The organism is Methanococcoides mangrovi, assembly GCF_052057775.1.
Classification (GTDB): domain Archaea; phylum Halobacteriota; class Methanosarcinia; order Methanosarcinales; family Methanosarcinaceae; genus Methanococcoides.
Genome location: NZ_CP195121.1, coordinates 1,925,860 through 1,938,753, shown reverse-complemented (window position 1 = coordinate 1,938,753; position 12,894 = coordinate 1,925,860). Strand labels below are relative to the sequence as shown.

14 protein-coding genes are annotated in these 12,894 nt (G+C 45.2%); 13 read left to right on the top strand and 1 reads right to left on the bottom strand.

Features of this window, described 5'->3' with window-relative positions; translation table 11 throughout:
* Positions 1-6: 6 nt before the first annotated feature.
* The 10 genes from ACR3I3_RS09670 (at position 7) to ACR3I3_RS09625 (ending at position 9,058) form a co-directional block, all read left to right on the top strand.
* Positions 7-702 (top strand): ERCC4 domain-containing protein, encoded by a 696-nt coding sequence (locus tag ACR3I3_RS09670; RefSeq protein ID WP_440952051.1) that lies wholly within the window; start codon positions 7-9, stop codon positions 700-702.
* Positions 699-3,752 carry a phage/plasmid primase, P4 family gene (locus ACR3I3_RS09665; protein ID WP_440952050.1) on the top strand — a complete coding sequence of 1,018 codons (3,054 nt, stop codon included), beginning with the start codon at positions 699-701 and terminating at the stop codon, positions 3,750-3,752. Before ACR3I3_RS09670 ends, ACR3I3_RS09665 begins: the two co-directional genes overlap by 4 nt.
* Positions 3,753-3,953: a hypothetical protein gene (locus tag ACR3I3_RS09660; protein ID WP_440952049.1), complete on the top strand. Its 201-nt coding sequence runs from the start codon at positions 3,753-3,755 to the stop codon at positions 3,951-3,953.
* The gene (locus tag ACR3I3_RS09655) at positions 3,950-4,237 is read left to right on the top strand and encodes a hypothetical protein (RefSeq protein WP_440952048.1); all 288 of its coding nucleotides are present in this window, start codon (positions 3,950-3,952) and stop codon (positions 4,235-4,237) included. The genes ACR3I3_RS09660 and ACR3I3_RS09655 overlap by 4 nt, the downstream gene beginning before the upstream one ends.
* Positions 4,230-4,385: a hypothetical protein gene (locus ACR3I3_RS09650; protein ID WP_440952047.1), complete on the top strand. Its 156-nt coding sequence runs from the start codon at positions 4,230-4,232 to the stop codon at positions 4,383-4,385. The genes ACR3I3_RS09655 and ACR3I3_RS09650 overlap by 8 nt, the downstream gene beginning before the upstream one ends.
* Positions 4,382-4,801, top strand: coding sequence for a phBC6A51 family helix-turn-helix protein (locus ACR3I3_RS09645; protein WP_440952046.1), 420 nt, complete (start codon positions 4,382-4,384; stop codon positions 4,799-4,801). The genes ACR3I3_RS09650 and ACR3I3_RS09645 overlap by 4 nt, the downstream gene beginning before the upstream one ends.
* 306 nt (positions 4,802-5,107) lie before the next feature.
* The gene (terL, locus tag ACR3I3_RS09640; protein ID WP_440952045.1) at positions 5,108-6,454 is read left to right on the top strand and encodes a phage terminase large subunit; all 1,347 of its coding nucleotides are present in this window, start codon (positions 5,108-5,110) and stop codon (positions 6,452-6,454) included.
* A gap of 72 nt (positions 6,455-6,526) precedes the next feature.
* A complete protein-coding gene (locus ACR3I3_RS09635; RefSeq protein WP_440952044.1) occupies positions 6,527-7,084 on the top strand; it encodes a YkgJ family cysteine cluster protein in 558 nt (185 codons plus the stop codon).
* 82 nt (positions 7,085-7,166) lie between these two features.
* The gene (locus tag ACR3I3_RS09630; protein WP_440952043.1) at positions 7,167-8,336 is read left to right on the top strand and encodes a phage portal protein family protein; all 1,170 of its coding nucleotides are present in this window, start codon (positions 7,167-7,169) and stop codon (positions 8,334-8,336) included.
* Positions 8,333-9,058 (top strand): phage head morphogenesis protein, encoded by a 726-nt coding sequence (locus tag ACR3I3_RS09625; protein ID WP_440952042.1) that lies wholly within the window; start codon positions 8,333-8,335, stop codon positions 9,056-9,058. The genes ACR3I3_RS09630 and ACR3I3_RS09625 overlap by 4 nt, the downstream gene beginning before the upstream one ends.
* Before the next feature lie 197 nt (positions 9,059-9,255).
* Here the strand turns inward: ACR3I3_RS09625 and ACR3I3_RS09620 are convergent, their stop codons facing one another.
* The gene (locus ACR3I3_RS09620) at positions 9,256-10,326 is read right to left on the bottom strand and encodes a hypothetical protein (RefSeq protein WP_440952041.1); all 1,071 of its coding nucleotides are present in this window, start codon (positions 10,324-10,326) and stop codon (positions 9,256-9,258) included.
* A 118-nt stretch (positions 10,327-10,444) separates the two neighbouring features.
* On the opposite strand from ACR3I3_RS09620, the gene ACR3I3_RS09615 reads away from it, so the two are divergent.
* The 3 genes from ACR3I3_RS09615 to ACR3I3_RS09605 all read left to right on the top strand — a co-directional run bounded on the left by ACR3I3_RS09615 (position 10,445) and on the right by ACR3I3_RS09605 (position 12,884).
* The gene (locus tag ACR3I3_RS09615; protein WP_440952040.1) at positions 10,445-11,239 is read left to right on the top strand and encodes a hypothetical protein; all 795 of its coding nucleotides are present in this window, start codon (positions 10,445-10,447) and stop codon (positions 11,237-11,239) included.
* Between the two features lie 68 nt (positions 11,240-11,307).
* Complete coding sequence (locus ACR3I3_RS09610) at positions 11,308-11,751, top strand: capsid cement protein (protein WP_440952039.1); 444 nt, start codon at positions 11,308-11,310, stop codon at positions 11,749-11,751.
* Between the two features lie 11 nt (positions 11,752-11,762).
* Positions 11,763-12,884: a phage major capsid protein gene (locus tag ACR3I3_RS09605; protein ID WP_440952038.1), complete on the top strand. Its 1,122-nt coding sequence runs from the start codon at positions 11,763-11,765 to the stop codon at positions 12,882-12,884.
* The last annotated feature ends 10 nt before the right edge of the window (positions 12,885-12,894 follow it).

Sequence of the window (12,894 nt, the reverse complement as noted above, 5' to 3'; positions counted from 1 at the left end):
ACTCTGATGAAATCCCGCCAGGATTACGAAGAGGAGATCACTCAGCTACACCATGAGATTCAGGAATACAAAGGTACAGAAGCTGAAGCTCGTCTGCAGAATCGTCTGAGAGGCCAGCTGCATGGATGGTATGACCGTCTGGACATCACCATCTTCGTTGCCAACAATGAGCAGTTGCCATGGAGTGAGGAGGAGATCGGACTCCCTACCAGACCAATGTTGCCCAAAAAAACCACAACCTTCGACCAAGTAGGCGACTATGTATTCTTCGTGAATGGTTCGAAGCCTTTTGATCAGTGCTTTGCAGGTTTGGTAGTTGAGAGGAAGACTTGTCAGGACCTCTACGGCACGCTCATGAATCGCGACCACAGGGAACGCCTCTACAGAGAAATCCAGAGGTTCGAAGATAATCACAGATTTAATCAGTTCCGGATCTTCGCAGAATGTGACATTATGGAGTTCCTGAACTACAGGCCACCGAATGCTCCGGATGACAGACCACTCATCAATGAGAAGATCGGAGCTATTGCGTCACTGTCTGCACGCGGAGCTCCAATATTCTTCTGCGGGTCCAGGAAAGCAGCTGCAACGATCTACAGATCGATGGTGAAGCAGTGGGTCATAAAAAACTATGACAAGGTAATTCCGGGTCTTGATTTGCCGAAGTGTGAGCCGACTACGATGAGTGAGGTCCTTGCATGAGTTATGATCGTGCATTAATAGATGAAATCAAGTCAAAGCTGGATATCGTCCAGGTCATCAGCGAAACCATCCACCTGAAACAAGTCGGAAACACCTACCGAGGTGCAACTTCTGCTACTTCTAAGTCCGGAGCATCTCTGATTGTGGATCCAAAAAAGCAGATCTACAACAACACAGCTACCGAGGATGGCGGGGATGTCCTCAGCTGGATTGCTTACACTGAAGGCCTTAATTACAGAGATGATTTCCCTCAAGTCCTGAGCATTGCAGCTGAGAAGGCAGGAGTACAACTGCCTACTCACGATCCTGTGCAGGCCAGTGAGAAGGCAGAGCTCTACCCTTTCATGCGAGCAGTTGCAGGATTCTATCACTCGAATCTGACTGACGAACACCGGCACTTCATTCACGAGAAGTGGGGTATTTCCAATGAGATGATTGACCAGCTGATGATAGGCTGGGCTCCGAAAGACAATACGATGCAGCGCGAGATGCGTGATCTGTTTGATAGAGACACCATCGAGAAGTCTGGCTTGGTCTACGTCAATGAGAATAAGCTGACAGACATATTCAAAGGCCGCATCATCTTCCCATACTGGAAAGGCGATAATGTCGTCTACTTCATTGGTAGAGATCTGGACCCTAAAGCTACAAGGAAATACTTCAAGCAGCTGGTCCACACTGAAGAGAGGCCTTACATCAGCGAGTGTATTGATAACGGTTTCTTCTATGGAGAAGACTCCATCAAGCGGGCTGATTCTGTCATTATTACTGAAGGTGTCACCGATTGTATCAAGGTCCTCCAGGAAGGCTTGGCATGCATCTCACCGGTCACTGTCAGAATCAAAGAGTCGCAGAAGGAATATGCCTACGAGCTGGTCAAGAACAAGTCCGAGGTCATAGTTTGTAATGACAACGAGGAGAACGAGACCGGAAAGAACGGTGCAATTGCTACTGCAGAATACCTTGAATCAAAGGGAGTTCAGGTTCGACTCATTGAACTCCCAAGGCCTGATGGTGTAGACAAGATAGATCTGGCAGACTACCTGCAGGATCACACGAAGGAAGACTTCGAGAAACTGGACTCAAACAATGTGTGGGAGATCAAACTTCGTAATCAGAACATTCCTTCGGGCACTGTAGAGAAGATCAGAGCAGTAATCCGATTCATACAGACCGACCTCAAGATGATGGATCCTGTCATGAAGCAGCTGTTCATCGAGAACGATGTAGCCGAATACTTCCAGCTGAAGAGGAACGAAGTCAATAGGATCCTCAAGTCGTCCATACTCAAAGAGGAGAAGCCAACTGCAGAAGATGATTCTTTCTTCACGCAATCAGGAAAGTTGCGAGTCAAGAAACTTGCCGAGCATCTGATGACCGTTGACAGATTCATCACATTCGAAGATACAAAGAAGACCTTCTACTATTGCAATGGTGTCTATGTTCCAAACGGTGAAGATGTCATTGCCAGGAACGTGCAGAACATTATGGGGGATGCATCCAAGAAGCACCACATTGCTGAGATCATCAATTTCATTCAGTTGGAGACACTCATCCCGAGATCTCAAATAAACCATGACATTCGACACATCAATCTACTCAATGGTGTCTACAATCTTGAGACCGGTGAGCTCGAGGAGCACAATCCCGACAACATCTCGATTGTACAGATTCCAGTGAAATTTGATTCGGATGCAACATGTCCCAAGATTGAGCAGTTCATGAAGGATGTACTGAGACCTGAAGATTTTCAAGTGATGTATGAATTCATCGGATACTGCTTGATTCCAGATACCAGAATCGAGAAGTCGGTGATGCTGCTGGGTAAAGGTGCCAATGGTAAATCCGTAATGCTGGCAATGCTGGGTGAGTTCCTGGGAGGTCACAATACGAGCTGTGAGTCTCTACACATGCTTGAGAAGGATCCTTACTCACCTGCAGAGCTGTATGGGAAGTTGGCCAACATTTTTCCAGATCTTGCATCCGGAGCGATCTATGAGAACTCTACCTTCAAGATGCTGACAGGTAATGAGAAAGAAATTAGAGCTCAGAGAAAATTTGAGCATCCTTTCAAGTTCAAGAATACTGCAAGATTGATCTTCAGTGCAAATGACCTTCCTCCAGTTCCCGGGGACGACTTTGCGTACTTCAGGAGATGGATTCTGCTGGAATTCCCGAACCAATTCATCGGTGACAACTGTGACAGAGATATCCTTTCGAAGATCACTACTGAGGAGGAATTGTCAGGCCTTCTGAACCTCGTGATTCCTGCACTGAAAGGATTGCTTGAGATGGGAGAATATAGCTATAATCTTACCCAGGAACAAGTCAGATGCCTGTACAAGATCAATTCTGATCCCATTGCTGCGTTTGCTGATGAGTGTGTGGTCTATTCAGAGAGCTACACAGTGAAGGCGGTGATGTACAACGAGTACATTGTTTGGTGCCAGAGTCATGGAATTGATCCCCTTGCTGCAAACATGTTTTCGAAGAGATTCATAAAACTTGGATATTTTGGTGGACGAGAATCTTCTGGAGAACGCTTAACAACATGGGAAAATTGTGTATGTATTAAATCCGTCAAGGTTCCGGATTTTAACCCTGACGTAAAAAATCAAGAACAAGAGACTAATCCGTCAGGGTGTCAGGGTTCAAAGCCCCATTGTAGTAATATGCAAAATAAAAAACATGTGAATACAAAAAATAATTCTTCACATAATGTTACAATAGGGAAAAAACCCTGGAACCCTGACGGATTTGTAAAAATCGATAACAAGCAAGACGTCAAAGCTCGTCAGGGCAAAATCCCTACCGTGACGAATCCTGACGTATCTTCCGACCAATCAAAAACTGCAGATGATCGCGTTGGAGGAGTAAGGCCTGAGACCAAGGCCTTCCTACAGAAGCTTTTGACAAAACCTATGTCTCACAACGAGGCAGTCGAAGCCTGTAGAACACACGGTATTGCTAATCCTAAAGGTCCGATTGAATTCTTGATGGGTACCAGTCGAATTATCGAGACTGAAGATGGAATGCTGAGGTGGGTCTAAATGCCTCAATTCAAGATTCCACAGAAAGTCAAGCATGTCTACTTCGGAGTGGGTCAAACCGTCATGTACGATTCGGGCAGTCGAATGTATACGGTCGAATTTGGTCAGAATCCGGTGATCAGAAGAAGATGTGAAGAGTGTGATCTCTCAGAATGCCAGATTCAGACCGACACACAGACTCGATTGGAGGCATGGGTATGACTGGAGAATACCCTTCATCCGTGCAGTCGTCCTCGTCAGCGTCCAAACAGGGCGAGACTGGTACTAGGAGTCATGTGATCACTCAAATGGCTCAGAGAGCGTCTGAGGACCAATTTCTCATTGAACTTGATGTGTGGATCAATACAGCTCACAATTGGATGAAGGTTGCAAAGGGACCTGTCATCAATGTCACCTTGACTGAGATCCAGAAGGCTGAGGTAACGACGGTGATCAAGACATTGGAAGGTGTGAAGAAGATGTATGAGGAGATGAACGATGACTGATTTCACCAATCCTATTGGAGTACTGGAACAGAGATTGAGAGCGATGAGAAGAACACCACCATCGAGGAAGCCGAAGATTCATGATGAAATGTGTCAGGATATGGTGGATGCGATTGAAGTTTTGAAGAGAGAAACGGAGGTAGAATGACTGCAGATAATTGCACGGATTTTGAATGGTCCGCCAAGAGGTTAAAGTGTGCTAAACTGTTAGCGGAAGGTACTAAAACAAATGAGGAAGTTGCGAAGGAATGTGCAATCAGTCCGAGGACCTTGTACAATTGGAAATCGTTCTCTGAATTCCTCAAAAAAGTCGACGAATTGACACTCGCACACGAGCAAGCTACTGAGGCCGGTTTACTCCGTGAGTGTTACAGGGGTCTGAATATCAAACGCAAATACATTGAGGATGACAAGAACACACATCTGCACTATGTCCAGGAGATTGCTGACTTGAAAGGCCTGAAGAAACAGAAGGTCGAGCATTCCGGCAGTGTGGATACTGGCAGTGTAGTCGTCTATTTGCCTGATAATGGACGTGAAGAAAAGGAGAGTGATTCCCAGTGAGTTCTATAAGGGCAAAAATGGTTGGGAGTGGGGGTACAAAGAACCCTTAGAGAACTCAGCGACCCTTTACCGTATAGCAACTATATAAAAATTTCTCGTAACACTGTTAACAGGTGAAATAGATTTATGATTGAAATCAGAGCACAAGTATGTAGAAACAGAAAGTTGAGATGAGGTCTAAAAGGGCAAAAAAGTAAAGGGTGGGGAGTGGGGGTGGGGGTACTGCCCTTTAAGAACTCGCTAAAGCCACAACATTATGCAACTATAATAAACTTTCCATATGGAGTAATCACAAAGGGATAATTAATGATGGAAATAAAACCACAACCTGGACCACAATATCAATTCCTTGAATCAACTGCAGATATCTGCTTCTACGGTGGAGCTGCTGGAGGCGGCAAGACATATGCTCTCCTGATGGAACTCACTAGACACATCAACCACAAAGGATTTGGTGCAGTCGTCTTCCGTCGAACCTCCGTTCAAGTTAGGAACGAGGGTGGTCTGTGGGATACGTCTGAGGAGATCTACCCCGGGATGGGTGCTGCTCCAAAGGAATCAGTCCTTGAATGGGACTGGCCTTCCGGTGTCACCATCAAGTTTGCTCACATGGAACACGAGAAAAATAAGCTCGACTGGCAGGGTTCACAGGTCCCACTCATCTGCTTTGATGAACTGACACACTTCACCGAATCGCAATTTTTCTACATGCTGTCCAGGAATAGATCGACCTGCGGTGTGAAACCATATGTAAGGGCCACATGCAATCCTGATGCAGATTCATGGGTAGCTGAATTCATTGACTGGTGGATAGGTGAAGACGGCTACATCATCCCCGAACGCTCCGGAGTAATCCGCTGGTTCATTCGTAAAGATGGCCAGGTCATCTGGGCCGATTCCCGGGAAGAACTGATCGAGCAGTATGATGAAGGCACCCTACCGAAGTCATTCACATTCATCGCTGCGAAGCTCGAGGATAATCAGATCCTGATGCAGAAGGATCCTTCCTACAAGGCCAACTTGGAAGCACTACCACTGGTGGAGAAGGAGAGACTCCTGGGAGGCAACTGGAAGATTCGGCCTGCAGCTGGTCTGTACTTCAAGCGTGAATGGTTCGAGATTGTGGACTCAATTCCGAAGCATGCAAAGAAGGTTCGTTTTTGGGATCTCGCAGCAACCGATGAGAAGAAAGCTGAAGATCCTGACTGGACCGTAGGCTGTCTGCTCGCAATGGATGCAGGCATCTACTACGTCGTAGATGTCCAGAGAGTCAGAAAGAATCCCGGTGCAGTTGAGACTCTGATACAACAGACTGCTCTCGCTGACGGTGTAGATGTGCCGATTTTGATGGAGCAGGAACCTGGTAGTTCAGGTGTTAATGTAATCAGTCACTATTCCAGGCATGTACTTGCAGGTTTCAATTTCCGTGGGCTGAAATCCACAGGCAACAAAGTTGTGAGAGCAGGTCCTATCAGTGCAGCTGCTGCGAACCGAAATGTCAAATTGGTGCAGGGTAACTGGATCAATGCATTTTTGGCAGAGCTTGAACAGTTTCCTGAAGTCGGGCATGATGATCAGGTGGATGCTTTGAGTGGTGCTGCGTCGGTGTTGATGAAGAAGAAGAAGTTCTCATCTTATGCTGTTGTACAGTGAAAAAACAAGAGCCTAAATATTTTTATACAATTGTAAAGTTTATGTAGCTAACATAGCTTAGAGGTTATTTTCATGTTTCCCCCGTCAAAAATAAGGCAATCCCCACAAGTTCAGTACATTAAGAAAATTTTAAAATATTATGTGTGTCCATCGGAGTGTGAGGCTTTTTGTTGTAAGATTCAGCCCATCGATATCGATGTCGCAGATTGGAATTTGATTAAGAAAATTGCACCAGATAAAACAGAGGGGTTTGAAAAGCGTGAAGACCATGGGAGAGAATGCTATCGGATGGAATATCCGTGTACACTCTTATCAGAAGACGATAAGTGTATTGTTTATAATCGGAGACCCATCCCATGTAGGCTGTATCCCTTTAAATATGATGAGAATTCGTCTCAGATGTCTATTTATCCGTGCATGATTGGAGTGAAAATATGTAGTGATTATTTTGACTATTTGAGAAACACCGGCGATTATGTCTCTGACGCACAATATGAAAACCTTAAAGCGTCTCAGGACGAATTTTATATCGATGTTGATGGCGATGATGATCCTAATGTTCACCTAATTGGTATTCCATTTGGGGATATTCCAAGATTTAGCAAATATCTGAATGCAAAATATCGATAATTTTCATTCTGTGCTCCAATTACCACAAACTTAATTTACATTGTTAACACTGTTAACATTATAAACTTCGGAGCGACCGACCATGCAGCTACCCCAACTATTCTCTACCGACAGAGTGAAACGTAAATTCAGAGCACTCGCATTCGCCGTAGGTTCACCGTCCTATTTCAATGAACGCCAGCGTGATCAAGAGTTAATCAGAAGGTATCAGACCATCTTCAAGCAAGGTGGTCTCATTACACAAGCAATCAACTGCTATCCTGAGTACATGTTCATGAACGTACTCGACAACGGATTTGAGTTCGTGGGCGAAGATGAGAAGCAGATCGAATTCATCGAGGACCTTGTCACGAAAATCAATTTCCTTGATGCATCCTGGCAGCAGGTGACAAACTCTCTCGTGGAAGGCTCAGGACTTACTCAGATTGTTCCTACTCGTGCAGGTGGTCTGTACGGTCTGCTTCCACAGGACTCTGCACTCTACGATGCTGAAGTGAAGGAGACTGGTGAGATCTCCACATACTACAAGAAGAGCAACAAGACGTGGACCAAAGGTACTCCGGTCAAAGTGTCAGATATCTGGCATCTCAACCTTCTGCCACAGACCGGATCTCCCTGGGGACAGTCACTCATAGGTCTGGCCTACGACGAGATCTTGAGAGATACCAAAACTGCAGAGGGGATTGCGAATGGTATCGAAAGACACGGAACATCGAAATGGGACATCACTGTAGGAGATGCGGACCAGGAAGTCAGCGATACTGATCTCAAAGCAGTTGCTTCTTCTTTTGAGAATATTAATTCTAAATCCGAGTTTGTGCATCGACCGGACATTGAAATCAAGGAACTCGATAAGGGTGGATTTCCGGTAGCTGAATATTCAGAAACATCAATTGATAGACTCTGTGCAGCTCTTGGAGTACCAAATGAATTGCTTGGTCAGGGTCGAGGATCCACCGAAGCAACTGCTAACGTGAGGATGAAGTCTTTCCAGAACAAGATAAAGTCGATGCAGTCGCGTTTTAATTTCCAGACTTATCATCAGCTGTTCAGACCACTTCTCGAAAAGGAATTCGGAACTGCATCGCCCGTATACATAAAGTTCGGTGACATTGTTCCTGATGACCTTGATTCAAAGGCAACTGCACTACAGAAGTTAATGCCTGCTCTGGATCCATTCTTGATCTACACGAGGGATGAGATACGTGCGAAGTTGGGAGATGGGCCTTATCCAGAAGAGGATGAAGAATGAGCAGTCTTGCCTTCCTGAAAGAGCCCACGATGACAAGGACCGCTCGCAAGAACTATGAGAGGTCCATTGTCAAGCTATTCCGATCGTTCCGGAAGCAGGTCCTCGAGCGATTTGACGATACACGAATGTTGGCAGCTGAACCTACCGCCATCGACATTGCAGCATTCTCCTTGGCAGTTGAAGAGCTTGCAACTGCTGTCATCGTCACGTCAGGTGAATCAGTAATCGAGGAGAAGATTCCAGGCATTTATTCGAATGGTCTACGCTTTGCAGATCTTCGTACTGGTCACGCTGTCAATGGTTCTTTAGGTCCTGCAGACTGGCGTGCAATTGATGCTATCAAGGTCCGCAATCTGACCGCACTGAAGAAGATCACTAACGAGATGAATGGTCAGATTATTCGAGAAGTTACCGAGGGAATGCTTGAGGGGGAACATCCTCGTGTGATTGCTAAAAGGATTACTGGTAGAGTTGATGCTATTGGTATTGTCAGAGCTCAAACGATGGCACAGACAGAAGTGATCACTGCTTTCAATCGGGGTGCTGAAATTCGATATCAGCAGTATGGATATACTCATTGGAGTTGGCTCGCTGCTCTGGATGAAAGGACCTGTGACCAATGTGGACCTCTTGATGGGAAGAAGTTCAAGTTCGGTGGCTCACAGCAGATTCCTCCCATCCATCCGAATTGTAGATGTACAATACTGCCTGCTGAGGAGTGATTCAAGTGGCCTTTGTTTTTCATGGACCTAAACCTGAAGTTGAGAATAGAATTAGTCGTGTACTTTCTTCACTGGATCGTAATGTCGAGTATCAAGCAGATATCCGTAAGAATGGTAATGTGTGGAAGGGTACACTGACAGTGCATTTCCCAAAGAAGTATTGGTGATTTGTCACATCTGATGTTTTATTCATTTTATCATTTCATTACATTTTTTAAAAATCTATTATAATAATAGCCACGTATCCGGGTTTTATATATCCACTTGAGAGGAAGAATAACCACAAGCGCTACTGCAATACCTGATACTATTATTATTGCAATGAAGCTTTCCAAATTAGGCCACGTGTTTTGCGTGGTGTGTATGTAAACGGACCAAACTGCGGTTATTGCAAAAAATGTGGTATATGCTAGAAAGAGTATCACCTTACTGATTTTATCCCACGTGAAGGTTTTCAACGTTCTATCAAGGTGTTCCTTATTCTGTTGATATTTTTCATAATAGTTCTGTAATTCTTGATTGTCGGGGTATTTATCAAGCAAAAAATCGCTGTAAGGTTGTGTTGCGATCAGAGTTTTCATGACATCTTTGTGGTTCTGAAAATTATCATAAACGGAAGCAATGTGCCACGGTTTTAGATCACCACTCTTCAGAAACAATACCCTTTTAACTACATCCGGATGAATGTTTATGATTATTTCATATCTAAATAGACGGTCCAGATTTTCATTTGTTAAAGTCTGTGACTCGAATAATTCGTAGGTAAAGCGTGTAGAATATATATCGGCTTCTGCTAGCGAACAGATAAAATAGTTTACACATTTAGATGACAAAGTTCTGCGTCTGATTTCTTTAATGGCTTCATTGTCTGTCATGGATGAAATTCCATTCAGTAACTTTTTTTGTGATTCATCCCGACTAACGTATTTTTTCAGTGTAGGAATGTTCGCTCCTGCAAATTCTCCACAAATTGCAAGAAATATGATAACGAGGGTAGTTGTTGCAGGATTCCAGCTTATAGCTAATACATCCGTCCATTTAAATATCAATGACAAAAATATGAAAAGTACGATGGCATCTACTAATTTGTTCGTTGGTTTAAAATAAGGTTGATTGAAGAACAGAGTTTCAATCAGTTTTTTAAAGTTTACTATATTGAGGGTGGCTGAGATAAACGATCCGTCTTCATAATCTTTGTCGTTCTCTTCAATGGCTCCGATCCTTTTTTCTAAATCGTTTATCCTATGAATCAGATCTTCATCTTCCATTAATTACACCACGTTTGTAAATAATTCGAATCTTCTCTCTATTGATTTATAATCTTATTTATTTGTTTTTAGGATTTATATATCAGTAAAGATATATCCATTGTTAACGGTGTTAACATTGGAAAACAGATTATTATCTCAAAAGATCCTGAATCCCAAATTCGTCCATACCGCCGGAGGCCTGCTAATCAAGGACGTCAAACTCCTGGCTTCTGGTGAATGGACTGATAGCAATGTTCAAACTCCGCTTTTCTACACTCCCGAGGCTCTCGAAAAATATGCTGAGAACTGGGAGGACCATTCCACGTGGCCTTATCATGCAGGTGGTTCTGTCCGCTATGACTACGAGCGTATAGGTGTCGTCCTAAACCCCCACTTTGACGACGAAGCAATCGTAGGTGACGTCTTCCTGCATGGAGCTACCGAGCTATCACGCAATACCATGACTGGCGTGATTAATGGTGATCTCAACTACGTGTCTGTTGAACACAGTGGTGAAGAGCAGTGGAATGAGGAAACGCAACGCAATGAATCAAAGACTCTCACATTCTTCGGTCTTGCGGTGGTTCCCCAGGGAGCCTGCAGAAAATGCAAGATCCGTAATAATTCTTCTCCTGGAGGAAACATGTCAGAAAATGACCCAACAGACCCAGTTGACCTTGAAACACAGGTCAAGGAGCTTTCTGAGGCAATCGGGGACCGTGACACCAAGATCAAGGAACTCGAAGAGCTCGTGAAAGACGAATCGAAGATGAAAGAACTTGCAGACGGCTTTGATGCCAAGATCAAGGAACTTTCTGAAAAGATCGATGCAAAGGACGCCACCATCGAAGCGATGGACAAACGTATCAAAGAGCTTGAAGCACAGCCGGATCCACGCACCCTCAGTGGCGGCGGTGAGGATCCGTTATAAGACTCAGAACACAAATTCAGTCCATTCGGCACAGATGCTGAGGGCTACATCACAGCGAGGTATTAATCATGGCAGATACAGGAACATGGATCACAATTTCAAAGGTCCTCGACTCTGGAGACAACCTCCAGACATTCACAGCAGGTGCAGACATCAAGGCCGGTATGGTCGTTGCAGGTCATGGGACAGGTGTAAGTGACACGGTGCATCCATGTGTGGCAGGAACAACTGCATTCCCAATAGGAGTTGCAATTGAAGATGCAGCAAGTGGAGCACCTGTCACAGTGGCATGTGTCGGGTGTGTTTGCTACGTGCGTGAAGGAACAGGTAATGCAATCGATGCATGGTCAACTGTAAGTGATGACGACGCAGCTGCAACAGGGTGTATCAAAACTGCTGTGACCACAGCAGAAGGATTCGCCATCGGTGTAACAATCGATGATATTGCAGCAAACGGAAGTGGTAGAATCATGATTCTTCCGCAATTGATATCAAAGTCTGATCAGGCCTGAGGTGATTAAATATGGCAAAATTTGAAGAATTCGTTACAGATGTTAATCCTATGACTGTGCTCGATCGCGGAATGGCTCCGGCTGGTTCCCACGAATGGAGACTCGCAAGGATGCTCGAAGCAGCTTCCATGCCGGAATCTGCCGAGGGTAAGCGGGTCATTGATAGGATGCTCGAGACAGAAGCGTTCATTCTTGGGAACAATGTCAGGGATGTGCCACGCTATCTCGCCGATGTCCAGGTCGAAGCATTCAAGCAGCGCAGGGAACTGCTCAAGACCGAAGCAATTGAGTCTACCAACCTTGTACCAACTGAATACCAGGCAACTCTCCTGGAAGGTGCAGAACCAAACAAGGTTGTCAGGCAGATGCTTGGTACAATTCCACTCACAAGCAACGACAAGACCATTCCTGTTGGTGACACTGGTGGAGTACTTCCAAAGGCCTCTGAAGCTGGTGAACTGAAGCAGCGTGAACAGGCCTACAGCAAGGTTTCTTTCTCCACAGTGAAGTACGGTGCAGCTGACTTCATTTCTTCCGAGCTCATTGAAGATGGTCTCTTTGACATTGTAGCAGCTGAGGTAAAGAAAATCGGTGCCCGTGGTGAGAATACACTCAACGAAGTTACACTCCAAACCATTCTCGATGGCGCTGGTAAAGAGCACGATACTGCAGGATCTGATCAGGGTATTAAAGCAATTGTCACTGCTCGCCGTGTCATGAAAAAGGCTGGATTCAACCCAACCTCACTTCTCATGAGCGCTGAGTTCGAAGGTGGGGTTGCGGCAGAGGGTACTACATTTGGCCAGTACTTCGGTAGCCTTGGTGGTGGATCTTCATTCGTCACAACCGGCCAGATCCCAAGAATTCTCGGTATGGCTCCATACCAGTATGATCCACTCGACGGTACCTACAATTCCAGCACATACACCTGGGACTATGGTGCAGATGGTGAGATGGGTGCAGTCCTCATGGACCTAAACCAGCAGGGTGCGTTCATCGGCATGCGCAGAGACATCTCCGTGAAGAAGTTCGATGACCCTGTCAGGGACATTGTCGGAGCTACTGTCACAATGAGATTCGACGTTGAGGTAGCAACCAACCTGGATGACGGTATCTGCAGAGTCGAGTACTGAAGGTGATTGC